Here is a 23383-nt window from a genome sequence, read left to right as displayed (position 1 = left end):
AGATCAAGTAAAATGTTAGACTGAGTAACGACTCATCAGCCCCTCCTGCCGCAGAGGTGCCCCTGCGTGACCGTCGACCACCTGAACGCGTTCCTGCTCGAGTTCTCCGTGATCCTCCTGGTCGCGGTGGTCGCCGTGCGCATCTCCACCGGCTCCGGGCTGCCCAGCCTCCTCGTCTACCTCGGCATCGGCATCGCCCTCGGCCACAACGGCCTCGGCCTCGCCTTCGACAACGTCGCCCTCGCCCAGGTCCTCGGCTACGCGGCCCTGGTGGTGATCCTCGCCGAGGGCGGGCTGAAGACCAGCTGGCGGGCGATCCGGCCGGTCATGCCCGCCGCCGGCGTGCTGGCCACCTTCGGCGTCGCGGTCAGCGTCTTCGTCACCGCCGCCGGCGCGCACTGGCTGGTCGGCCTGGACTGGCGCACCGCGCTGCTGCTCGGCGCGATCGTCTCCTCCACCGACGCCGCAGCGGTCTTCTCCGTGCTGCGCACCGTGCCGCTGCCGCGCCGGCTCACCGGCCTGCTGGAGGCCGAGTCCGGCTGCAACGACGCCCCGGTGGTCATCCTGGTCGTCGCCTTCGCCGCCACCGGACCGCTCGACCCCTGGTACGTGATGGTCGGCACCATCCTCGGTGAGCTCGCCGTGGGCGCCGCGGTCGGCTTCGCCGTCGGCCGGATCGGCGCCTGGGCGGTCAAGCACGTCGCCCTGCCGTCCTCCGGCCTCTACCCGATCGCGGTGATGGCCCTGACGGTGCTGGCCTACGCGGGCGGCTCGCTGCTGCACGGCTCCGGGTTCCTCGCCGTCTACACCGCGGCGGTGATCCTCGGGAACTCCAAGCTGCCGCACGGGCCGGCCGTCCGCGGCTTCGCCGACGGCCTCGCCTGGATCGGCCAGATCGGCATGTTCGTCGTCCTCGGCCTGCTGGTCACGCCCAGCGAGATGGGCTCGGCGATCGTCCCGGCGCTGGTCTGCGGCGCCGTGCTGGTCTTCCTGGCCAGGCCCGCCTCGGTGCTGCTCTCCCTGACGCCCTTCCGGCTGCCCTGGCGGGAGCAGGCGCTGCTCAGCTGGGCCGGCCTGCGCGGCGCGGTGCCCATCGTGCTCGCCACCATCCCGATGGTGGCGGCGGCCCCGCGGGCCCAGGAGGTCTTCAACATCGTCTTCGTGCTGGTCGTGGTCTTCACCCTGCTGCAGGGGCCGACCCTGCCGCCGGTCGCCCGCGCGCTGCGGATCGGCGAGGGCGACCTCGGCCAGGACCTCGGCATCGAGTCCGCGCCGCTGGAGAAGCTGCACGGCCACCTGCTGTCCGTCTCGCTCTCCCCGGAGTCGAGGATGTCCGGCGTCGAGGTGGGCGAGCTGCGGCTGCCCAAGGGCGCCGCGGTCACCCTGGTCGTCCGGGAGGGCAGCAGCTTCGTGCCGGAGCGCACCACCATCCTGCGGGCCGGCGACGAGCTCCTCGTCGTCACCACCGAGGAGGTCGGCGAGGCCGCCGAACGCCGGCTCCGTGCCGTCGACCGGGGCGGCAAGCTGGCGGGCTGGCTGCGCGGCCGCTGAACCGGCGGCCGCCGGGGCGGGATGTGACCTGCCTTGCATCAGCGGCCTCACAGGGCCCGGCTGCCATATAATCGATCGATACGGAAGATCTACACCTAGAAAACCCGCAACATCTGCCTGATGCAGAGTTGGCGCGACCGCTCGGCGGCCGCGGTCCGCAGCACCCTGCCTGACGCCGGCACCCGCACCACCCCACAGCCGGCAGGACCCGGTATCTACCCCGGTCGACGCGCGAGAGGACGACTCTCGGCGCCGTCGGGGCCCACCCGTTCCCCGGCGCGCTACCAGGCAGCAGGAAGGACCGACCGTGACGGCCCGCCGAACGGTCGACGACACCCTGTCCCCCGGCACGCCCGCGCCTGCCGGCCCCGATGCCGCACCCGCGTCCGCACCCGCCCGGGTCGGCTACGCGGAACTGCTGCGGACCCCCGGCGCCTGGACGTTCCTGGTCCCCGCCTTCGCCGCCCGGCTGCCCTACGCCATGCTGAGCCTGGGCATCGTGCTGCTCGTCCTGGACACCCACGGCTCGTACGGCACCGCCGGCGCGGTCGCGGCCGTCTCCGCCGTCGCCCAGGCCCTGGTCGGCCCGCAGACCGGCCGGCTCGCCGACCGCCACGGCCAGGCGGCCGTGCTGCTGCCCAGCGTCGCCGTGCACGCCGTGTCGGTGGCCGCGCTGATCGGCCTGGCACTGGGCCACGCCCCGGCCTGGGCGCTGTTCGCAGCCGCCGCCCCCGCGGGCGCCTCGGTGCCGCAGATCGGCGCCATGGTCCGGGCCCGCTGGGTCTCCCGGCTGTCGGACTCCCCGGCCACGCTGAACACCGCGTTCGCCTTCGAGTCGGTCACCGACGAGTTCACCTTCGTGGTCGGCCCGGTGCTGGCCACCGCCATCGCCACCACGGTCACCCCCTCCGCCGCACTGATCGCCGAGGCCGCGCTGACGGTCGCCGGCGGCCTGGCCTTCGCGGCCCAGCGCCGCACCGCCCCGGCCCGCCACCCGCGCACCGCCGGCGGCCGCGGCCCCTCCGCGCTCTCCTCCCCCGGTGTCCGGCTGCTGGCCGGCGCCTTCCTCGGGGTGGGCACCGTCTTCGGCGCCATGCAGGTCTCGGTGACCGCGTTCGCCGAGTCGGTCGGCCGCGCCGGCGCCAGCGGCACCGTGTACGGCATCTTCGCCGGCGGCTCGATGCTCGCCGGCGTGCTCTACGGCCTGGTCGCCTGGCGCCGCTCGGCCCGCAGCCGGATGCTCGGCTGCTACGCCCTGCTGGTGCTCGGCTGCTCGACCCTCTGGGCGATGCCGAACCTCACCGCGCTCTCCGTCGCCGGACTCCTCTGCGGCCTGGCCATCGCGCCGACCCTGATCACCGGCTACACCCTGGTCGAGACGCTCGTCTCGGACGGCGCCAAGACCGAGGCCTTCACCTGGCTGACCGGCGCCATCGGCCTCGGCCTCGCGGTCGGCTCCACCGTCGCGGGCCGACTCATCGACTCGGGCGGGCCGTCCGCCGGCTTCCTCGTGCCGGTCGTCGGCGCGGGCCTCGGCCTGGTCGCGCTGGTCGCCCTGCGGGGGCTGCTGGTCGCTCCGCGGGACGCCGCCACGGCCGCTCCGGTCCGCTCCGCGTCCGGGGCGCAGGCCGCGGACGACGGTCTCCGGGCGGGCGTGCCGGCCCCGGCCGGCACGGCCTCCCGGGACGCCGACGGCACCGGGCCGCGGCAGCTCGTGGGTGCGGGAACCGGGCACTGAGGCCCCGGGCCCGGCGGCCCGGACCCATCTCACACCCGGCATCGCTGGACTGTTCCAGCGGAATACCGCATCATTGACGATCGTTAGCACTCATCAGGCGAGAGTGCCAGGAGGAAGCAAGTGCCCACGTACCAGTACCAGTGCACCGAGTGCGGCAACGGCCTGGAGGCGGTGCAGAAGTTCACCGACGAGGCGCTGACCACGTGCCCCGACTGCCAGGGGAAGCTCCGCAAGGTCTTCTCGGCGGTCGGCGTCGTGTTCAAGGGCTCGGGCTTCTACCGCACGGACAGCCGCTCCTCCTCCAGCAGCTCGGTGAGCTCGGGGTCGTCCTCGACCTCGTCCACCGGCTCGTCCTCGGGCTCGACGTCCTCCGCGCCGGCCGCCGCGTCCTCGGGGTCGACGGCCTCGGCGCCGGCCGCGAGCTGAGTCTTCGCACCGGAGGCCCGGTGCCGCACTCCCCCGTGGAGAGCGGCACCGGGCCTTTGCGTGTGCGCCGGGGGTTCCGGCTGCGCCCCGGTGTACGGCCGGGATCCTGCCTGCGCCCGGTGTGCGACTGAGCAGGCGTGCGGCATTGATTGCGCCGTTCGGGTGAGGCGGGTTTTCCACAGGCCGGGGTTTTCCACAGGAAATCGGTCGGCAATTCCGGAGGTGCCGGGCTCGGCGCATTCTGCTGTCCGCGGGCCCGGCCGGGTCCGCGGACCGCCGACCGGAGGCCGCCGACACCGTGACCACCCACCTCGCTCCCCCGCCGCCGTGCTCCGTCCCGCCCCGCCGGAGCGTGCCCGACTTCCCGCCGATCCGCCGCGGCTCCGGCGGCCGCCACCGGCTGCAGCAAGCGGTGCGCCACCGCCCCGGGGTGCTGGCCGCCGGGCTGCTCGCCGCCGCCACCGCCCTCGCCGCCGGGCCCTTCCGGCCGGGCCCACCGCCGATGGCGGCCGCCTCCACGGCGACCACCGAACCGGGGGCGGCGCCGCGCTGCACGGGCACCGCCCCGCCCCCGCACTGAGCGGCGGGCGGCAGTGCTCCCCGAAATCCGGCGCGCCGATTTCCTGACGCGCCGATCCGCTGTGGTGTCGTTGCGGGATGAAGGGTTTCAGGGAATTCCTGCTCCGCGGAAACGTCGTCGATCTCGCGGTCGCGGTGGTGATCGGCGCGGCCTTCACGAACATCATCAATGCGTTCGTGAAAGGCATCATCAATCCGATCATCGGCCTGTTCGGCACCAAGGACCTGGCGTCCTACCGCTCCTGCCTGAAGGGCCCGTGCACACTCGCCGCGGACGGGTCCGTCTCGTCCGGCGTCTTCATCCTGTGGGGCGAGGTGCTCAGTGCGGTGGTGCAGTTCGTGATCACGGCCGCGGTGGTCTACTTCGTCTTCGTCCTTCCGATGCTGCACTTCATGGCGAAGCGGAAGACCGCGCAGGAGGAGGTCCTGGAGGCGGAGGAGAAGGAGGTCGTCCTGCTCACCGAGATCCGCGACGCCCTCGTCCGCCGGGGCTGACCGACCGCATGGCCGCCGGACGGGCCCGCGCCGGGCCGCAGCGCCCGCGGGAGCTAGTCGCCGTGGTGCGGGGGCCGCTGGCTCAGGTACCAGTCGAGCCCGCGGGCCGAACCACCGCCGGGGCGCTCGCCCCAGCCGGCGTCGGTGTCGTCGGCGGTCTGCCGGTCCAGCGGGTCGCCGAACACCAGCCGCGCCGTGGACGGCCCCTGCCGCCCCGGCTTCGTGCCGGACTTCCCGCCCGGCTGCCCGTCCTGCTCGACGGTCCGCTCGCCCATCGTCCTGCCTCCCGCTCTCTTCTCCACCAGCCTAGGTGGTGCCGGACGGCCGCGGGCCCCGGCCCGGGGCACTGCCCGGACCGGGGCCCGCGAACGCCGCTCCCGCGGTCAGGCCGCCTCGAAGCCCGCATGGTCGGCGATCTTCTTCAGCTCGGCCAGCGCGTGCTTCTCGATCTGGCGGATCCGCTCACGGGTGAGCCCGTGCTGCTTGCCGACCTCGGTCAGCGTCCGCTCCCGGCCGTCCTCCATGCCGTACCGGGACCGGATGATCGACGCCGTCCGGTCGTCCAGCCGTCCGATCAGGTCGTCCAGCTCCTCGCGCCGGAGCATCACCATGACGGCGTCCTCCGGCGAGACGGCACCGGTGTCCTCGACGAGGTCGCCGAACTGGGTCTCGCCCTCGTCGTCGACCGACATGTTCAGGCTGACCGGGTCCCGCGCCCAGTCGAGCACGTCCTTGATCCGCTCCTCGGTGGTGTCCAGCTCGGCCGCGATCTCCGCGGGATCGGCCTCACGGCCCAGCTCCTTGGACTTCTCGCGCTGCACCCGGCGGATCCTGCCGAGCTCCTCGACGAGGTGCACGGGCAGCCGGATGGTGCGCGACTGGTCGGCGATCGACCGGGTGATCGCCTGCCGGATCCACCACGTCGCGTACGTGGAGAACTTGAAGCCCTTGGCGTAGTCGAACTTCTCGACCGCCCTGACGAGGCCCGCGTTGCCCTCCTGGATGAGGTCCAGCAGGGGCAGGCCGCTGCGCGGGTACCGGCGGGCCACGGCGACGACCAACCGGAGGTTGGACCTGATGAAGACGTCCTTGGCGCGCTCCGCGTCCTCGGCTATCGCCTCCAGCTCCTCGCGCCTCGCACCCTCGGGCAGGGCGCCCTCGTCCAGCAGGTGCTGGGCGTACACCCCGGCCTCGATGCGCAACGAGAGCTGGACCTCCTCGGCGGCGTCGAGCAGCGGCGTCCTGGCGATCTCGTCGAGGTACATGCCGACGAGGTCGCGGTCGGCCTCAAGGTTGGTCGGCCGGGCCGAGCGAGTCCGGTCGGCCCTGTCGCGAACGACGGCACGAGTGGCCATGCTTGCTCCCTTGCTGGATTGCCGGGTCTGCGGCGCGGCTCGCGCGGGGCTGCGCTGCTCATACAAGTGCGGGCCTCCTGGAGGCTCACGCGTAACGATCCAACGCACAGAAATGGGACAACATTCCCAACTCACTCAGATTTTCGCGCCTCATGCAGTATCCTGCCGATTTTCACCGAGGCGATCGACGCTCCGCCATCGCGCGGCCACCGTGCGCAACAGTCGCGGGCGCTACCGCCCCTTCCAACGAACAACACCTCCCGATCGCACCTTCTCCGCACAAAAGATGCCGAATCGCGATCGCGCCGGGTCCGCTCCGCACACCGCCGCTGGGAAGGTGTCTGCCATGCACCCGTCCGCCGTTCCCGCCGCCCGTCGGCCCGTCGCCCGACACGCCCTGTGGGCGCTCGGTGGCACTCTGTTGTTCGGGGCGCTGCTCGGGCTGGTGGCGGGCGGCTGGGGGCCGCTGACCCGGCTCGACCAGCACTGGGTCGGCGCCCTGCACGGTTACGCCCGCCGCCACACCGCGTGGACGGCCTCGATGCAGACGCTGGGCGACATCGACGGGCCGGTCACCATGCGGGTGCTGCTGTTCGGCGCCGCGGCCTGGCTGTGGGCGATCAGGGCCCGCACCCTCGCCTCCTGGGCCGCCGTCCAGGGCGCCCTCGGCTGGGCACTCGCGATCGGCCTCGCGGACGTCGTGGGCCGGGACCGCCCGCACTTCGCCGACCCGGTCGCGCACGCCGACGGCGCGGCCTTCCCCTCCGGGCACGCCATGGCCTCCGGCATCACCTGCGCCGCACTGGTCGCCCTGGTCTGGCCGCTGGCCGGGCGGGCGGGCCGGATCTGGGCCGTCGGAGCGGCCGCCGTGGCGGTCCTGGCGGTCGGCTGGAGCCGGATCGCCCTGGGCGTCCACTGGCCGAGCGACGTCCTGGCCGGATGGCTCGCCGCCGCGGCCCTGCTGGGCTGGGCGACGGTCGCCGTGGAGCTGTGGCGGCCCGGTGCGCTGGCCCGGGACTTCCGCCGCGTCGACCGGCGGACCAGGCCCCGCGTGCAGCGCGTGCTCGCCCGCGGTGCGCCCACGAGTAACGCGGACGAGGCCGGCGACGAGGACGGTGACGACTCCGGCGACGGCGGCAGTGCCGGGTCGCCCCGACGTGCACGCGGCGACAGGAACAGCAGGGACGACGGGGACGAGCTCGACGACCCCGGGGACCCCGAGGGCCGGGACTACCGGAACGGACGGAACGACCAGGACGGCCGGAACGGCGCGGGCCGTGCCGACGCCCCCCGCGGCGCCGCGGACGAGGCCCCCGTGCCCCGCCGGCACAGCTGACATGCAGTGATAAAGCTCACACGATCGGGCGCCACCCCCGCGGTGAAGGGACGACGATGGCGGCCGATCACTCCGAACGGATTGCAAGCCTCGCCGACATAACCGGACATAGGGCCACAATCCATCACCCTTCACGCCACCGGGCCGTTCCGGCCCCCGATATCCTCCGTGGGCACAGGGCTGCCGCCCGCGACACCGGCCTCCCCAGGGAGTGCCGCGGTTTGGCAGACTGCTCCGGTTGGGTGCACCTGTGCGGAGGCCCCACAGCCCCACCGCCCAGGCACCGAGTGACGGGGATCCGATGACCATGAACACCACGGGTGAGTCCCCCGACTCGTACGCCCACCCGGACCCGCCCACCATGGCCCTGCGCAAGATCCCGCCGCAGCCTCCGGAGGCCGGGCGCACCGGCGATCCGTCGCAGGCCGCGGGCACCGGGTACCCGGGGGCCCCCGCCCAGCCGGGCGTGCCGCCGCAGCCGGGTGCCTTCCAGCAGCCCGGCGTGCCGCCGCAGGCCCCCGCCACCGTCCCCGCGCAGCGCCAGGCCGAGGGCGAGGCCCCGGCCGCGCCCGCCGCCTCGGTCGGCCGCAGCGGGCTGATCATGGCCCTCGGCACGCTCTCCTCGCGCGCCCTCGGCTTCGTCCGCAGCGCGATGATCATCGCCGCGCTCGGCGCGGCCGGTCTCGGCGACTCCTTCAACGTCGCCAACTCGCTGCCGAACGTCGTCTACATGATGCTCATGGGCGGCGTGCTGGCCTCCGTCTTCGTCCCCGAGCTGGTGCACGCCGCGCAGACGCACAAGGACGGCGGCGTCGCCTACACCGACCGGCTGCTCACCCTCTGCGGCGTCATCCTGGTCGTGCTGACGGTGGGCGCCTGGCTGCTGGCCCCGACGATCGTCGACCTCTACTCGAACTTCGACGGCGCGCAGCGCGACCTGACCATCGCCTTCGCCCGGTACTGCCTGCCGCAGATCTTCTTCTACGGCGTCTTCACCCTGCTCGGCCAGGTGCTCAACTCGCGCGACCGCTTCGGCGCGATGATGTGGACGCCGGTGCTGAACAACGTGGTCGCGATCGCGGTCTTCGGCCTCTACATCCTGGTCGGCAACGACGCGGACAAGGCCGAGCAGATGACGGCCGGCCAGACCATGCTGCTGGGTCTCGGCAGCACCCTGGGCATCGTCGTCCAGGCGGTCGGCCTGCTGCCCTCGCTGCGCTCCTCCGGCTTCCGCTTCCGGCCGCGCTTCGACTGGCGCGGTGCCGGTCTGACGAAGCCGATCCGCGCGGCGAGCTGGGCACTGCTGCTGGTCGTGGTCACCCAGCTGTCCTTCGCCGTGATCAGCCGGCTGAGCACGGGTGCCGGCGTCCGTGCGGCGAAGGACGGCCTGACGATGGGCCTCGGCAACTTCGCCTACACCAACGCGTACCAGCTGTTCGTCGTCCCGCAGGGCGTCATCACCATCTCCCTGGTGACGGCGCTGCTGCCCGGCATGTCCCGGGCCGCGACCCGGGGCGAGCTGACGAAGATCGGCTCGGACCTGGCCGGCATGCTGCGCTCCTCGGCCGCCATGATCGTCACGGCCACCGTGCTGTTCATCGCGCTGGCCCCGCAGATCGCCGACATCGCCTACGGGCACGGCAAGGTCACCTCGGCCGACTCGTGGGTGATCGCCCAGACGCTGATCGCCTTCGCGATCGGACTGCCGGCCTTCTGCGCCCAGTACGCGCTGTCCCGCGGCTTCTACGCGATGGGTGACGCCAAGACCCCGTTCTGGCTGACGGTGGTGTCGACCACGGTCAACTCGGGCCTGTCGGCGGTCGCGTACTGGCTGCTCAGCCCGCGCTGGATCATCATCGGCATGGCGGGTGCGCAGAGCATCGCCTGCCTGGTCGGTGTCGGCCTGACCGGCTGGGCCCTCGGCCGCCGACTGCGCAAGCCCGTTCCGTCCGCCGTCCCCGCCTCGGCCCCGGCCGGCCCGGACGCGACGATGGTGCTGGGCCTGCGCCGCAACGGCAAGCCTCGCAGCGGTCTGGACGGCGGTTCGGTCGTCGCCCTGCACCTGGCCATCACGGCTGCCTGCCTGCCGGGCGCGGCGGCCGCGGTGTGGCTGTCCGGCCGGATCTCCGACGCCACCGGCGGCGGGATGCTGAGCAGCGTCGTCGGCCTGGCCGCCGGTTCGCTGGCCGTCCTGGTCTCGCTGTTCGCCCTGGCCCGTCCGCTCGGCGCGGGCGCGGCGGTGGCCCCGTTCGCCCGCAAGCTCCGCATCCCGTACCCGGAGCCGGCCGCCGCCACGGGCAACGGCAAGCACCGCCGCTGAGGCCCTGTCGATCCCGGCGGCGCCGGGGTCCTCGTCCGGTCCGACGGCCCGGCGCAGCACTCCTGCGCCGGGCCGTCGCCGTACGCCCGTGTCCCGTTCGGAGCAGGGCGGTTCGCCCCGGCGGGTGGATGCCCGTTGCGGAGCCCCTGCCCGGCCCGTTGGACGGGTGCGGTCCCCGGTGGCCGGTGGACGGGCCACCGACCCCGGTTCCGCGTCGCCCGCCCCGCGTCGGCACCGGCGGAGTCCCGATCGGACCTCCCTGCGGGTGCTGCCGCGGCGGGCTCCGGATGGGACCGGCCCCCACGGCCGGGACGGGAACGGGAAGGCCGCTGACGCCGTTGACTGCCGCACGCAGGGCCGGTCGAGGGCCCGCATGGGCCGCACACCGCCGCAGGCACGGCCGGCGGCTGCCGCTGGCGATCACCGCGGCGGTGGCGGTCTCCGCCGCCGGCCTGGCCTTGCCGGTTGGGGCCGCAGCCGCGCAGGGCAGTGCGGATGCCGCGCCTGTCACTGCTGCCGCCGCGCCGGTCACGGCGCCAGCGGGGTCCGGCGTCCTGCAGCGCCGGTTCGCCGACGCGGCCGCCGAGTTCCGGGTGCCGCGGAGCGTCCTGCTGGCGTTGTCGTACCAGCAGACCCGTTGGGAGTCGCACCACGGCGAGCCGAGCACCACCGGCAACTACAACGTGATGGGCCTGACCCGGGTGGACCCCGCCGCGGTCACCCGGGCCCTCGCCGTCGGGCCGGGTCCCGAGGCGGACCTCCGCGGCGACGACTCCCCCGCGCGGCGGGCCGCGCCCGAGGTCCGGGTCGAGGACGGCCCGGCCCTGCACACCCTGGAACGGGCAGCGGAGCTCCTGCACGAGCCCGCGGAGCGGCTGCGGACGGAGCCGTTGCAGAGCATCCGCGGGGCGGCGGCCCTGCTGGTGGCGTACCAGCGGGAGGCCGGCAGGCCGTTGTCGGGCGATCCGGCGGCCTGGTTCGCGGCGGTGTCCCGCTTCAGCGGGTCCCCGGCCGGGCAGGGCGGCGACGACTTCGCCGACCGCGTACTCGGCACGGTGAGGGCAGGAGCCTCCCGGGTCACCTCCGACGGGCAGGTGGTCACGCTGTCCGCCGCCCCGGCCGTGGCCGCCGGTGACCCGGTCGCCGGGCGTCCCGCCGAACCTTCCACCGCGCCCTCCGCCGGGCCATCCACCGGGCAGGGCGGCGCCGGGCGCAAGGGTCCGTCGGACGAGAACGCACCCGGCCCGATCGAGTGCCCGGCCGGCCTCGGCTGCGACTTCCGGCCCGCCGCCTACGCGCTGACCAACGCCTCGGACCCGTCCTCCTTCGGCAACTACTCGGTCGCCGCCCGCCCGGCCGACGGCCAGCGGATCGACCGCATCGTCGTCCACGACACGGAGGGCGGCTTCGAGGGCTCGATCGCGGCGTTCCGGCAGCCGGCCACGCAGGCCAGCGCGCACTACATCGTGCGGTCCTCGGACGGTCACGTCACACAGCTGGTGAGCACCAGGAACGTCGCGTGGCACGCCGGCAACAAGACCGTCAACATGCACAGCATCGGCATCGAGCACGAGGGGTACGCGTTCCCGGCGGACAAGGCGACCTGGTACTCGGAGCAGCTGTACCGGTCCTCGGCCTCGCTGACCCGGTACCTGGCGGACCGGTTCGGCGTACCGCTCGACCGGCAGCACGTCATCGGGCACGACGACGTCCCGGGCCCGCGCCAGCAGGACGTCTCCGGCATGCACTGGGACCCCGGCACCTTCTGGGACTGGAACCACTACATGGACCTGGTCGGCGCACCCGTGCGGGCCGGCACCGGCGGTCCGGTCGTGGTCGGCGGCACGGTCACGATCGCCCCGGCCTTCGACTCCGGCAACACGCCCCCGGTGGACGGCGCCCCGGCCCGCCCGGAGAACTTCGTCTACCTGCGCACCGCTCCGAGCCCGACCGCCCCGCTGATCGGCGGCGGCACCACCCGGGCCTCCGACTGGCGGGCCAAGGCGGTCGCCGGCACCGGCTACGTGGTCGCGGACCGGCGGGGCGACTGGACGGCGATCTGGTACGGCGGTGTGAAGGGCTGGTTCGACAACCCGCACGGCCGGAGCGCCGCCGCGGACGACCGGCCGGGACGGACGGTCCTGGTGCCCAGGGCCGGCCGGACCTCCGTTCCGGTGTACGGCCGGGCGTACCCCGAACGCGCCGCCTACGCCCCGTACCCGGCCGTCGCCTCGGTCTTCGACCCGGCCGGCCTCGCACCGACGCCCTACACCGCGACGATCCCCGCCGGGCAGGGCTACCTCGCGGCGGCGGACCGGCCGGTGCACGGCGACTACTACTACGCGCGGAACATCGACGGCGACGCACCGGACGACCGCACCCTGGTCGTCGGCCGCGACCTCTACTACCCGATCCGGTACGACCACCGGCTGGCGTTCCTGAGGTCGACCGACGTCGTCGCGGTCACCGCGGCCAAGGCCGCGGGCGGTTCCGCCCCGGTGACGCCGAAGCGCCTGCCCGACCCCGGCACCGGCCGCACCGGCACCGCAGGCACCGTCGCCGGCGACCGCCGTGCACCCGGAGGGCCTCGGCGCCGCCGGCGGTGACCTCCGCGGCTCCGCCACCGGGGCGCCTGCTCCGGCTCCGAACGAGTGGACTCGCCGCGGCGGGTGCCGGTAGGGCGAGAGGTGCAGCGGATCGGGGTGGTGATGTTGCCGTCCGAACCCGTGATCCGGAAGAGGCGCCGTGCGACGCACCCCCCACCACCGGCTGTTCGCCGCAACGCTGTTCGCGGCGTCCGTGCTGGCCCCCATGACAGCTGCCCCCGCCACGACCGTCCACGCCACGACCCTCCACGCAGCGACCGTCCGCACTGCGACCGTCCGCGCCGCGGGCGTGGGGCGGTACGACCCGGACGACTGCCCACCGGACGGTCTCGGCCCCGAGCTGACCGCCCGTCTGGACAGCACGATCGAGGACGTCCGCCGGCAGGCGGGCATTCCGGGCGTCGTGGTCGGGCTGTGGATGCCGGGCAGGGGGAGCTACGTCCGCGCGACCGGTGTCGCCGACACCGCCACCGGCAGGCCGATGGCCGTCGACTCGTACGTCCGGATCGGCAGCGAGACCAAGACCTTCACGGTCACCGCGCTGCTCGAACTCGTCGACCAGCACCGGGTCGGCCTGGACGACCCGATCTCCGCCTACGTCGACGGCGTGCCGGACGGTGGGCGGATCACCCTGCGTCAGCTCGCCGAGATGCGCAGCGGCTTGTTCCCGTACACCTCCGACCCGGACTTCGTCCACGCCCTGCAGAGCGACCCGCACCGGCAGTTCAGCCCGCGGGAGGTGCTCGCGTACGGGTTCAAGCACGACAACACCTTCGATCCGGGTGCGGCCTTCGAGTACTCCAACACCAACCTCGTCCTGCTCGGCATGGTCGTCGAGAAGGTCAGCGGGCAGCGGCTCGCCGACTTCGTCCAGCGGCGGGTGCTCCGCCCGGCCCACCTGCGCCGCACGCTGTTCCCGCGGGGCGCCGAGTTCCCCGAGCCGCACCCGCGCGGGTACACCGACCAGACGTTGAGCGGGGCGGTCGAGGACGTCACGGACTGGAACCCCAGCTGGGCCTGGGCGGCCGGGGCGATGATCTCCGACCTGCAGGACCTGCACCGCTGGGCCGAGGTCGTCGCCACCGGACGGCTGCTCAGCCCCGGGACCCAGGCGGAACGGCTGAAGACCCTGCCGACGGGCTTCCCGGGCACCGGTTACGGCCTCGGCATCTTCGAGACGAACGGCTGGATCGGCCACAACGGTTCGATCCCCGGCTACGAGACGGTGACCGTCTACCTGCCCTCTCAGCGCGCCACCCTGGTCGTCATGATCAACACCGACGTCCTCAGCCAGGGCCAGGAACCCTCCACCCTCCTCGCCCGGGCGATCACCGCGGTCGCCACCCCGGACAACGTCTACGCCGGCGCCGTCCCGCCCCACTGACCCGCCGAGACCGACCCGCCGAGGCCGATACGCCGAGACCGACCCGCTCCCGCACCCCGTGACGCCCCTTCCGATCGGGACGTACCTGGCCCACCACATCGAGTACTTCGCCGGACCGGGGGTGGACGGGCACCCGTTCACCGGCCCGCGCAGCGGTCGGCTCCGCCGGAGCAACGGCCGGGACGGGCGGACGAGGGCCGAGCCCGGCGCCGGCGATGACGGGGCGCGGGAGGGGCACGGCAGGACCAGCGTCAGGGAACGGCGAAGGCCCAGGTCGGAGGGGTTCACCCTCTGACCTGGGCCTTTTCGTGTTCCTGGTGTTGTGCCCCAGGCAGGATTCGAACCTGCGACACCGGCTTTAGGAGAACGGGCGTTGCACTACCTGCCTGACCTGCACGCTTGTTGTGCTGCCCGGTTGATGGTTTCTCCTCCGCTGCAACTCGCGACTCCCCGCAGCTCCCCGTCCAACCTGGCACGGCTGTGGCACGCACTCACAGGTTCTGGAAGAGCTCCGGCTGTGCTTCCGGGGGCAGAGATCGAGTCAAGACCACATAGGCCGGCCCATATGGCGTCTCAGTCTTCCAGTCCTCCCATTGATCGAGCTCATGCGAGAGGTACCGCTTGAGTAGCTGTCGAAGCTGCTCGACCTCGCTGTTGCTCAGTGGCCCGCCTTGCACCGTCTCGCTCGTCATGGTCGAAACAGTAGCGAGCAGAGGTGGCTTCTTCGTCCCGAAGCAACTCGGGCGCCCGGTCGACCTGGGATCGGGCCGCCGGTGACCTGTGGAAACGTTCCCTGAGCGTCCGTGGCCGTCTGTCGAAGTCCGTGGCTGTTTTAGCGCAGTTAGACACTCAGCCTTGGGGGTACTCATCGGGCTGTGGGTCGCGCACCGAGTGCACGAACCGCTCTTCGCAAGCTCCGACGGTCTGGAAGTTCCGTCGCGCCTCCGTCAGGCTGAGCCGGCTGTTCGGGCCGCCCCGGACCCGGTCCGCGTCGTGCTCGTCCTGGCCGTCGTCCTCCCAGAAGCACACTGAGCAGATCTCGTACCCGCCGCGCTCGCCGAGGGTGACGAAGCCGCAGCACGGGCAGCGGTAAGGCCCGTCCTCGGGCTTGCCATAGACGTTCACGAACGGGGTCACCATGGCTGCATCTTGCCTGATTGGGGGCGTAGGTGCGCAGGCTTATTCCACGCAGGTGGTGAAGCTTGACGACCCGGCAAGCCGCTGGCACGCCCTCCTCCGGAAGGCGGGAGGTGCTCACGCTGGGTGACCAGCGCAGACGGCACCTCAACTGGAGTACCTGGCTTGTCTGTTGTTCAACCAGGTTGACCGCCACGTACCGCGGCATCTGGCACGGGTGTGGCACAGCTCAGAGCTACATGGTCAGCGACGCTCGGCAGCTCGACGCTCGACGTCGGCCAGGAACCAGTCAGGCACCTCGCCGGTCGAGCGCAGGTGCTGACGCTCCTCGGCTGTGAGAGCGCGTGCCGCATCGTCGACGGCAAACGTGTAGTGGGTCATCTTGCCGGCTGCTGCTTCGCGTCTCATGTCGCCACCGATCCTGGCGCCCTGACCGCCCCCCATGATCGTCCCCAAGACCTGGAGCCAGCCGAGCAGACCGGGCTTGCGGGCCTTCTTGCCGACCTGCTCACGGACGGCCAGCCAGCAAAGCCGTTCATCCGTCACGTTCGGGATCTGCTTGGGCTGTGTCACGGTCTCTCTCCTTCAGTCGCCGAGACGGAGCGTAGTGTCCCCGCCCCGGAGTTGGCACCGTCATTTGCTGGGGAAGCGGGTCGCACACGGCTGAGGCCTCCGTCGCCGAGGTAAGGTCGAAACACGGCGCTCCCTGAGCTTGGGAATCTCAACAGCTGATCAGCCTGCCATGCGCTCTGACGTGCACAGATGCCGCCAGAAGGCACTCTGTGACGCTGGTCGGCGGGTCCGCTATTGACCGCCACTGACCGCCCTTCTCCGCCCCTTGAGGCACGGATGGGACACGCCTGGGGCAACTACTCGTCGTCGTCCCGCTCCAGGATCAAGCTGACCGAGCCGTCCTCAAGCCCGTTGCTGTCTTCGAGATGCAGGTGGCTACCGTCCGGCGTGCCGTCCTCGGCGAGCGTCAGGAGGTGCCGAGCAAGAGTTCGCAACCCGGCTGCATTCGCCTCGATGACGACCTCGGCGCCAAGGTTGCGGACATTGATCCGCGCACTGTCGTCCCAGCTGAACACTCGCGGCACACCGTCACTGGTCACGGTCATGGTGCTGCTGGCGATCAGCGGCTGCTCCTGCTCGGCTGTCATGAAGAACATCCTGCCCGATTGCTTGTTCTCCGGGCTTAGGCATGGTTCATCCAGTGTCGCAGATCCGGAGAGCTACCCCATGTCCCACTTGGGCCGGAGCACTCGGCCTTGGCCGCCGCCTGTCATCGTTGGTCGGCCTCCCACGGCCCACAGACGGCCCGGCCGTGGTCTGGCTCTACGACCGGAGGTACTCCTTGAGTGCGTCCACCGCCGCCGCCACGGCCTCTTCTGGGCTCGTCGTTTCGAGCAGCACCTTGGCCGGGTCGTGCCTGTGGGCCACTGAGTAGCTACCGCCGGGGAGAAGGGCGATACACACAGGAAGGACGTCACCTTCCCCCAGCCAGTGTCGCCGACCGGTGCTGAAACACAGCCGGGCATGGCTGATGAAGGGATAGAACTGGCTGAGCGCGCTGTTCCGCGCCGCGTCCGCGAGCGCCCCCATGATCGGCGGTACCCATGTCGCAGGGTAGTCTCCGGGCCGGTTGTCCCAGTTCGCTGCGCTACGTACCAGAAAGTTCCACTCTGCTTCGATCGAGTCGTTGGATTCGCGCTCTGGACCCACGGTCTGATCCCCCTCCGAGATGCTTGCGGCACCGTACCGCGCGGGTGGTGGAGCGGTTTTGGCCGGTGTCCTGTCTGGTCTGGGTCCGAGCATGATCGGGGGGCCGTAAGCTGCTGCGACTCGGTCAGGGCTCTTTGGGCCTGACCGCAATTTGGCCGAGTGGCCCCCCGGTCTTGCTCGGTGCGGGTCCCGGTCCTGACAGGTGGGTAAAACCGTGGAGCCGCCCGCCCCCAGCCCCGGCGAGGTTCTGGGCTCAGCCCTCTTCTGCCGTCCGTCCGCCGGCGCGGCCGGGGCGCCGCCGGAGCGGGGCGAAGACAGGAGCGTCGGCGAGCGGCCAGGGCCGCGCGCTGGCGCGCTGTGCGCGCCTTGATGAAGTAGCGAAACTCGTAACAGTCCACTCCCCCACAGCCGTGTCCGGCCTCAGGCGATGCTTGGCATGTGACGGTCGCGACCGTGCCCCGTACCACCGGCAGGACCTCGCCCCGTCGATGGCCCATAGGATCGTAGGCGGCCCGGCAGACCATGCCGGTCCCGTTCGCTACTGGGGGGTTCGGATGAGGGTACGGAACGGCCTGCTGGCGGCCGCGCTGTTGACGGCGCCGCTGACCGCGTGCGGCAGTACGGGCGAGCAGCCCTCGGCCGCTGCGCCGACCAAGCTCGAAGTCCGCACCAGTACCAAGGAGTTGTCTGAGCGTCTGCCGAAGTTGGGCCGGATCGTCGAGGCGCACTGGCAGTTCGACCCGCACGACAACTCGGGTGGCCGGGTACCCGGACCGTCCGACTACTTCATCGATGCGGTGATGCGGCTCCAGCCGGGGACGGTGGCCGGTCTGCTCAAGGATCGGGAGGCCCAAAACATGGTGCTCCCTGGGACCTCCTCAGGACTCGCCGTTTTCCTGCCAAACGGCGCCGTCTGGCAGCACAGCTTGGAGCTCGACCGTGAGCTGGCCCGGGCATCCTCCGCGACGTTCTGGTTCGATCCGGCGTCCGACAGTGTCTACCTGGCCGCCAACAACCTGTCCGTGCCGGAGGCCGCCACCCCGTCCGCCGGGTGACGGTAGAAACGCCCTATAGGCGGTTCCAGATTTCCGCCATGACGCAGGCGGCGCTGCACTGAGGTTGGACAGTTTTCGTCAGAGTTCTGACGGCGCCAGGCCCGGCGTGGCCTCGTCGAGCCAGTTATGGCCGTCGTGGGTACGGATGACAGGGGCGGCTTCCTCGCGGAACGCGTCCAGCAGCCGGCGGCCGTAGACGTCGGCCATGCGGTCGGAGACCTCGGCCGGTGTGAGCCAGTCGACTGCGGTGGACTCGTCGGACAGACTCTCGGTCCCGCTCTCCGGGTGGCAACGGAAGACCAGGGCGACGACTCCACGGGTCACGTTCTTGTAGACGCCGGTCAGGCGCTCGACGCTGACCTTGAGCCCGGTCTCTTCGAAGATCTCGCGGCGTACGCCGTCCTCGACGGTTTCCGCCAGTTCGAGGACACCGCCGGGTGGCTCCCAGGTGCCGTTGTCTGCTCGCCGGATGGCCAGGACGCGCCCGTCTTCGCGCACGACGGCGCCGGCCACCGACACCGAGTGGAGAGGCGTTGTAACTGGCGATGCGGGGCTGGTACTCATGTACAGGAGAATAGGAGACCTGAAGGACTATGGCGAGCAACGAGGTGGCCTCCTCGGCCAAGGCGAAGTACCTGCAGATCGCGGACGACGTCGCCGCACAGATCAAGTCGGGCGCTCTCGCTCCGGGCTCCGCAGTGCCGAGTGAGGCCGAGCTGATGCAGCGGTACGGCGTCGCCTCCGGCACCGTGCGGAAGGCGATCGCCGAGCTGCGGACCTCGCAGCTGATCGAGACCCACCACGGTCGCGGCTCGTTCGTCCGCTCGCGCCCCCCGGTGCAGCGCAAGTCCTCCGACCGCTTCCGCCGCGCGCACAGGAAGGCCGGCAAGGCCGCGTACCTGGCTGAGGCCGAGGTGTCGGGCGGAACGCCGTCGGTGAACGTGCTGTTCGTCGGACCCACCGAGGCACCGGCCGAGATCGCCGAGCGACTGGGCGTCCCCGCCGGCACTCAGGTTCTGGCCCGCAAGCGGCGGTACTTCCGCGACGGGGTGCCGACCGAAGAGGCCACCTCCTACCTGCCCTGGGACGTGGTGAAGGACATCCCGGAGATGTTCGCCGAGAACCCTGGCGGCGGCGGGATCTACGCCCGGCTTGAAGAGCACGGCCACCAGCTCGCCGAGTTCACGGAGACCGTCCGGGCCCGGCTCGCGACCAAGCCCGAAACCGCTGCCCTGGCGCTCAGCCCGGGATCGCCGGTCATCCACCTCATCAGGGATGCGATCACCGCGGAGGAACGGGTGGTCGAGGTGTGCGACACCGTCATGGCTGCTGACCAGTTCGTTCTGGATTATCGCTTCCCCGCCAGAGACTGACGGAACCTCACCTTCCGCAACCCGTCGCGACTTTGAGTCCGCGGCGGGTTGACTCATATACAGGAGTCGGTCACTCTTCTAGCTATCCAACTCCTGTACATGAGTGCAGGAGCAAGCCTCTTCTAGAGGAGAGACAGCCATGGCTGTTTTCAAGGTCGACACGTCCACCGCCGTGGTCTTCGTGGCCGTCCCGCCGGCGCCGAAGATCGTGAACCGGCAGACGAACGAGGTCGCGATCGACCGGGAGACCGGGGCGAAGATGATGACCGTCGGGCTGACGATCGCGGACGAGGGCGAGGCGAGCCTCTACACGGTGTCGGTGCCGGAGACCGGGATCTCGGAGGGCCTGGCGGTCGGTTCGCTGGTCGTGGTGACCGGGCTCAAGGCGCGGGACTGGGAGAACGAGTTCAACGGTCAGAAGCGGCACGGGATCTCGTTCCGCGCGGCGGCGATCACCTCGCTCATGCCGTCGCCGGTGCAGGGCTGATCGCCATGTCGGGGGCTGTGGTTCTCGCTGAGACCGGTGCCGCGCTGGCGGCCGTCGCCGGTGGCGCCGCGTACACCCGGGCGAAGGCTCCGTCGGTGTTCTGGTCGGCGGTCGGTCTGCCGGTCACGGCCGCGCGGTTCAGCGCCACCTACGGCAGCACTATGGACGCCTGCGGGCTGACCGTGGCGCCGTCGCGGCTGCGGGTGCTGGTGACCCGGGCGACGACCCGCCGGGAGATCCGGCCGGTGCCGCCCCGCATCCGCCGGATCCGGCCGACCACGACCGGGCTCCGCGTCCGGCTCCGGCTGGCGCCCGGTCAGGAACCGGCGGACGTGGCTGCCTCGGCCGAACGGCTGCGGCACGCCTGGGGCGTCCACTCCGTCCACGTCGCCGAGATCAAGCCCGGTGTGGTGGAGCTGCGGATGACCGGCTTCGACGTCCTGCGCCGGGTGCGGATGCCGCGCCGGGTGCCGACCGGGGAGCTGGTGGTCCCGGTGGCCATGCGCGAGGACGGGACCGCCTTCGTCCGCGACTACCGGGCGGTCCCGCACGCGATGACGCTCGGCGCTCCGGGCAGCGGCAAATCCGTCTTCGTCCGCAACCTGGTCACCGGCCTGGCCGCTCTCCGGGTGGCAATTGTCGGGATCGACTGCAAGCGGGGAGTCGAACAGGCCCCGTTCGCCCCGCGGCTGTCGGCGCTGGCCACGGACCGAGACATGGCCCGTGACCTCCTGGACGTCCTGGTGGCGGAGCTGGAGGAACGGTACGACCTGATCCGCGACTACCAGGGCGTCCCGCGCACGGTCACGGACGAGGAGATCACCTCGGACATATGGGGCCTGCCGGCCGAACTGCGGCCGGTGCCGCTGGTCCTGGTCGTGGACGAGGTCGCGGAACTCTTCCTTGTCGCCACCCGCAAGGAGGAGGAGCGGCGGGACCACATGGTCACCCAGCTCATCCGTCTCGCCCAGCTCGGCCGCGCGGCCGGCATCTTCCTGGAGGTGTGCGGGCAGCGCTTCGGCTCAGAGCTCGGCAGGGGAGCGACCATGCTCCGCGCCCAGCTGACCGGCCGGATCGTCCACCGGGTCAACGACAAGCCCACCGCCGAAATGGGCCTGGGCGACATCTCGCCGGAGGCCGTCCTCGCCTCGACACAGATCGCCCCGGAGATGCCGGGCGTCGCGGTCGCCGGTGACACCTCCGGCGGCTGGTCCCGTATCCGCACCCCGCACCTGTCCCTCGCCCAGGCCGCCGCCGTCTGCTGGCAGACCGCGCACCTGGTTCCCGACCTGCCCGCGCTCGACCAGTTCCGGCCGTACGTCCCGCCGGTGGTCGTGATCCCGCCGAAGCCCTCGGCACCGCCACGGTTCGCCCCGAACCCGGCCACCGAGTAGCACGCAACCCCACCAGCCGGCGCGACCGTTCCCGCGCCACGTCCCTACCCCGTCACGCCTTCCGGCCCTGAGAGGACCGCCATGTCCGCGTCCATGTCCTTCAACGCCCGGCCTGCAACCCAAGTGACCTGTCACGACTACGGCACCGACCGGCCCCCGATCCTCAACCTCTGGTCCACCCCGGTCAGCCTCACCATCACCGGAGACAACGCGATCCCGATCGAGGACCACCTCGCCTTCGCTCGCAACCTCGCCGCCGAGACCGCCTCCTACCTCGCCGCTATGGAGCGCTTCGCCGCGACCGATATGGGACGGACTCCCTGATCTCAGGAAGGAGGAAGACCGATGCGCCTGCCCCGCCCGGACGCCGTCCTCATCCAGGCCGCCATCGCCGGTGCCCTGTCCTTCGCCCACCTCCACGACATCGCCGAAGCCGCCGGCCAGCACGACTGGAAGGCGTGGGCCTACCCGGTCTCCGTCGACCTGCTCCTCGTCGCCGCCTGGCGCCGGATGCGCACCCTTCGCGCCGCCGGCCGCCCGGCGGGCTCGGCTTGGACCTGGTTCGGCATCGCCCTGGCCGCCTCGCTCGGCGCGAACGTCGCCACCGCCGGACTCCTCGACCTGGTCCACGTCCCCGCGTGGCTTCGCATCCTCGTCGCCGGGTGGCCAGCTCTCGCCTTCTTCGGCGGCACCCTCCTCGCCCACAGCCCCACCCAGCACGGCGAACCGGACGCCCTGGCCCTCGACGCCGATCCCGAACTCCCGCTTTACGAAGCCGAACCGGCGCCGCCCGCCGCACCGGCCGAACCCGAACTCGAAGCGGTCACCGCGCCCGAGCCTCTGCCCGCTCTGCCGCCCACCCCGGCACCTGCACCGGCCACGGTGCCGGCCCTTGCGGTCCCGGCCGCCCTGGTGGACCACGCCCGCAAGGTCGCCGACGAACACCGCGCCCGGACCGGCGAGCCGATCGACACCAACACCCTCCGCGCCCGCCTCGGCGTCCCGCCGCACTTCGCCGACGCCATCGCCGCCCAACTCGCCTGACAGGAGCACCCGTCATGCCCCGCCCGATCCGCCCGCGCAACGTCATCCGCATCGGCCCGGTGCAGGTCGCCACCTACTACGACGGCCGCGGCCGCGAACGGCACACCGCCGCCTGCACCGCCCCGCGCTGCGGCTTCTCCGCCGACTACGACTCCCGCGCCGCCGCCGAGATCGCCGCCCGCACTCACCACTGCCCCGTCCGCTGACAGGAGAGACCCGTGACCATCACCCTGCCCCTGGTCGTCGTCCTCGGCATCCTCGCCTGGGCCGTCATCCGCTTCCTCGGCGTCCGCCTGTGGGTCGCCGTCGTGATCGGCCTCTTCGGCTTCTACCTGGCCCACACCTTCCTCGCCCCGGTCATCGACGGCACCACCCGCACCGGCGTCCAGGTCGTCAACGGCACCCAGAAGTGAGGACGCCCACCATGAACCATGCTGTCCTCACCTGGGGACCCCTGGCACTCACCCCGGAAGGCGCCGCCCTGGTCGCTGAGATACAGGCCTACCTCGCGACCCTCCCGGCTACCGCCCGGCCCACAGTGCCCGTCCGGGACTTCTACCGCTTCGGCAGCACCGTGCAGCCGTGGCACACCGGATTCCCCGACCCCCGCCCGACTCTCCTCGACCGGATCGCCCACCGCCCGGCCCGCCCGGTGCCGGTCAGCGTCGCCGACCACCTGGCCCTCGCCGACCGCTACATGACGGCCTTCGGGTGGACGCAGGGCCGCCTGTGGGACTCCACCGGCCGGGTCTGCCTCCTCGGCGCCCAGGCCGCCGTTCTCGCCCACGGCTACGGCACCCCCACCACCGTCCTCCGGGCCCGGGTCCAGGTGATGGAAGTCCTGCACGCCACCGGCCGGCCGCACGCCTCGCCGGACCGCTTCAACGACGCGCCCGGCACCCGCCAGGCCGACGTGCACCACCTGCTCGCCCGGGCGTCCGCCCGCGCACTGTCCCTCGGTATCTGACCGGTCCCCGGGGCGGCAAAGGCCGCCAAGCATCCCGCCGCCCCCGGGGCCCGCAACCCGCTCCGGAAGGACTCGCACCATGGACCTCGCCCCGATCCTCGCCGCCGCCGGCGTCCCGCTGCTCGGCTGGACCACCCACGGCACCTGGCTCGCCCGCCGCCTGGCCACCGCCCGCCGCGACCCGCTGACCGGCCTGCTCACCCGCGACGGCTTCACCGCCCGCGCCGAACGGCTCATCCGCAGCCACCCCGACCGGGCCACCGTGCTCCTGGTCGACCTGGACGACTTCAAGACGGTCAACGACACCCACGGCCACGCCGCCGGAGACGCCGTCCTCACCGCCACCGCCCACCGGCTCACCGCCTGGTGCGGACCCAGCGGCCTGGCCGCCCGCCTCGGCGGGGACGAGTTCGC

27 protein-coding genes are annotated in these 23383 nt (G+C 72.2%); 19 read left to right on the top strand and 8 right to left on the bottom strand.

The features are described from left to right. The first annotated feature begins 66 nt into the window (after positions 1-66). From ABD353_RS25230 to mscL, 5 genes are all read left to right on the top strand, one after another. Positions 67-1551 carry a potassium/proton antiporter gene (locus ABD353_RS25230; protein WP_344625954.1) on the top strand — a complete coding sequence of 495 codons (1485 nt, stop codon included), beginning with the start codon at positions 67-69 and terminating at the stop codon, positions 1549-1551. A 337-nt stretch (positions 1552-1888) separates the two neighbouring features. Further along, positions 1889-3289 carry an MFS transporter gene (locus tag ABD353_RS25225; RefSeq protein WP_344625983.1) on the top strand — a complete coding sequence of 467 codons (1401 nt, stop codon included), beginning with the start codon at positions 1889-1891 and terminating at the stop codon, positions 3287-3289. A gap of 120 nt (positions 3290-3409) precedes the next feature. Beyond that, the gene (locus ABD353_RS25220) at positions 3410-3715 is read left to right on the top strand and encodes an FmdB family zinc ribbon protein (protein ID WP_344625953.1); all 306 of its coding nucleotides are present in this window, start codon (positions 3410-3412) and stop codon (positions 3713-3715) included. Between the two features lie 298 nt (positions 3716-4013). Beyond that, positions 4014-4295 carry a hypothetical protein gene (locus ABD353_RS25215; protein ID WP_344625952.1) on the top strand — a complete coding sequence of 94 codons (282 nt, stop codon included), beginning with the start codon at positions 4014-4016 and terminating at the stop codon, positions 4293-4295. Positions 4296-4372: 77 nt separating this feature from the next. Next, the gene (gene mscL, locus ABD353_RS25210) at positions 4373-4789 is read left to right on the top strand and encodes a large conductance mechanosensitive channel protein MscL (RefSeq protein ID WP_344625951.1); all 417 of its coding nucleotides are present in this window, start codon (positions 4373-4375) and stop codon (positions 4787-4789) included. A 53-nt stretch (positions 4790-4842) separates the two neighbouring features. Here mscL and ABD353_RS25205 read toward each other — a convergent pair whose 3' ends face one another. Continuing rightward, on the bottom strand, positions 4843-5064 hold the full coding sequence (locus tag ABD353_RS25205; protein WP_344625950.1) for a hypothetical protein: 222 nt from the start codon (positions 5062-5064) through the stop codon (positions 4843-4845). 108 nt (positions 5065-5172) lie between these two features. Continuing rightward, positions 5173-6144, bottom strand: a complete 972-nt coding sequence (locus ABD353_RS25200) for a sigma-70 family RNA polymerase sigma factor (RefSeq protein ID WP_425555244.1) — start codon at positions 6142-6144, stop codon at positions 5173-5175. A 346-nt stretch (positions 6145-6490) separates the two neighbouring features. Between ABD353_RS25200 and ABD353_RS25195 the strand changes: the two genes are divergently transcribed. The 4 genes from ABD353_RS25195 (at position 6491) to ABD353_RS25180 (ending at position 13790) form a co-directional block, all read left to right on the top strand. Further along, complete coding sequence (locus ABD353_RS25195; RefSeq protein WP_344625949.1) at positions 6491-7480, top strand: phosphatase PAP2 family protein; 990 nt, start codon at positions 6491-6493, stop codon at positions 7478-7480. A gap of 307 nt (positions 7481-7787) precedes the next feature. After that, entirely contained in the window at positions 7788-9800 is a 2013-nt protein-coding gene (gene murJ, locus ABD353_RS25190) for a murein biosynthesis integral membrane protein MurJ (protein ID WP_344625948.1), read from the top strand. 617 nt (positions 9801-10417) lie between these two features. Further along, positions 10418-12406 (top strand): N-acetylmuramoyl-L-alanine amidase, encoded by a 1989-nt coding sequence (locus tag ABD353_RS25185; RefSeq protein ID WP_344625947.1) that lies wholly within the window; start codon positions 10418-10420, stop codon positions 12404-12406. A gap of 139 nt (positions 12407-12545) precedes the next feature. After that, positions 12546-13790, top strand: a complete 1245-nt coding sequence (locus tag ABD353_RS25180) for a serine hydrolase domain-containing protein (RefSeq protein WP_344625946.1) — start codon at positions 12546-12548, stop codon at positions 13788-13790. Between the two features lie 491 nt (positions 13791-14281). Here the strand turns inward: ABD353_RS25180 and ABD353_RS25175 are convergent, their stop codons facing one another. The 5 genes from ABD353_RS25175 to ABD353_RS25155 form a co-directional block, all read right to left on the bottom strand. After that, positions 14282-14482 (bottom strand): hypothetical protein, encoded by a 201-nt coding sequence (locus ABD353_RS25175; protein WP_344625945.1) that lies wholly within the window; start codon positions 14480-14482, stop codon positions 14282-14284. A gap of 157 nt (positions 14483-14639) precedes the next feature. Continuing rightward, a complete protein-coding gene (locus ABD353_RS25170; protein ID WP_344625944.1) occupies positions 14640-14930 on the bottom strand; it encodes a CPCC family cysteine-rich protein in 291 nt (96 codons plus the stop codon). A gap of 240 nt (positions 14931-15170) precedes the next feature. Further along, positions 15171-15500, bottom strand: coding sequence for a hypothetical protein (locus ABD353_RS25165; protein WP_344625943.1), 330 nt, complete (start codon positions 15498-15500; stop codon positions 15171-15173). Between the two features lie 296 nt (positions 15501-15796). Then, positions 15797-16087, bottom strand: coding sequence for an Imm32 family immunity protein (locus ABD353_RS25160; RefSeq protein ID WP_344625942.1), 291 nt, complete (start codon positions 16085-16087; stop codon positions 15797-15799). Between the two features lie 175 nt (positions 16088-16262). Further along, entirely contained in the window at positions 16263-16649 is a 387-nt protein-coding gene (locus tag ABD353_RS25155) for a DUF6193 family natural product biosynthesis protein (RefSeq protein WP_344625941.1), read from the bottom strand. A gap of 554 nt (positions 16650-17203) precedes the next feature. On the opposite strand from ABD353_RS25155, the gene ABD353_RS25150 reads away from it, so the two are divergent. After that, positions 17204-17704 (top strand): hypothetical protein, encoded by a 501-nt coding sequence (locus ABD353_RS25150; RefSeq protein WP_344625940.1) that lies wholly within the window; start codon positions 17204-17206, stop codon positions 17702-17704. A gap of 78 nt (positions 17705-17782) precedes the next feature. Here the strand turns inward: ABD353_RS25150 and ABD353_RS25145 are convergent, their stop codons facing one another. After that, entirely contained in the window at positions 17783-18280 is a 498-nt protein-coding gene (locus ABD353_RS25145; protein WP_344625981.1) for an NUDIX hydrolase, read from the bottom strand. Positions 18281-18297: 17 nt separating this feature from the next. Between ABD353_RS25145 and ABD353_RS25140 the strand changes: the two genes are divergently transcribed. From ABD353_RS25140 to ABD353_RS25100, 9 genes are all read left to right on the top strand, one after another. Beyond that, the gene (locus tag ABD353_RS25140) at positions 18298-19077 is read left to right on the top strand and encodes a GntR family transcriptional regulator (RefSeq protein WP_344625939.1); all 780 of its coding nucleotides are present in this window, start codon (positions 18298-18300) and stop codon (positions 19075-19077) included. Between the two features lie 139 nt (positions 19078-19216). Further along, entirely contained in the window at positions 19217-19564 is a 348-nt protein-coding gene (locus ABD353_RS25135; RefSeq protein ID WP_344625938.1) for an SCO3933 family regulatory protein, read from the top strand. A gap of 5 nt (positions 19565-19569) precedes the next feature. Beyond that, positions 19570-20958: an FtsK/SpoIIIE domain-containing protein gene (locus ABD353_RS25130; RefSeq protein ID WP_344625937.1), complete on the top strand. Its 1389-nt coding sequence runs from the start codon at positions 19570-19572 to the stop codon at positions 20956-20958. 81 nt (positions 20959-21039) lie between these two features. Beyond that, positions 21040-21282 (top strand): hypothetical protein, encoded by a 243-nt coding sequence (locus ABD353_RS25125; protein WP_344625936.1) that lies wholly within the window; start codon positions 21040-21042, stop codon positions 21280-21282. Between the two features lie 21 nt (positions 21283-21303). Beyond that, positions 21304-22002: a DUF2637 domain-containing protein gene (locus ABD353_RS25120; RefSeq protein ID WP_344625935.1), complete on the top strand. Its 699-nt coding sequence runs from the start codon at positions 21304-21306 to the stop codon at positions 22000-22002. A 14-nt stretch (positions 22003-22016) separates the two neighbouring features. Further along, positions 22017-22208, top strand: coding sequence for a mobile element transfer protein (locus tag ABD353_RS25115; RefSeq protein WP_344625934.1), 192 nt, complete (start codon positions 22017-22019; stop codon positions 22206-22208). A 12-nt stretch (positions 22209-22220) separates the two neighbouring features. Continuing rightward, a complete protein-coding gene (locus ABD353_RS25110) occupies positions 22221-22415 on the top strand; it encodes a hypothetical protein (RefSeq protein WP_344625933.1) in 195 nt (64 codons plus the stop codon). Positions 22416-22426: 11 nt separating this feature from the next. Further along, entirely contained in the window at positions 22427-22969 is a 543-nt protein-coding gene (locus ABD353_RS25105; protein WP_344625932.1) for a DUF6197 family protein, read from the top strand. A gap of 79 nt (positions 22970-23048) precedes the next feature. Then, positions 23049-23383, top strand: a 335-nt coding sequence (locus ABD353_RS25100; protein ID WP_344625931.1) for a GGDEF domain-containing protein, incomplete at its 3' end; no start/stop codon positions are given.

This window comes from Kitasatospora arboriphila, assembly GCF_039528095.1.
GTDB lineage: Bacteria > Actinomycetota > Actinomycetes > Streptomycetales > Streptomycetaceae > Kitasatospora > Kitasatospora arboriphila.
This window is presented reverse-complemented; position numbering and strand designations above follow the sequence as displayed.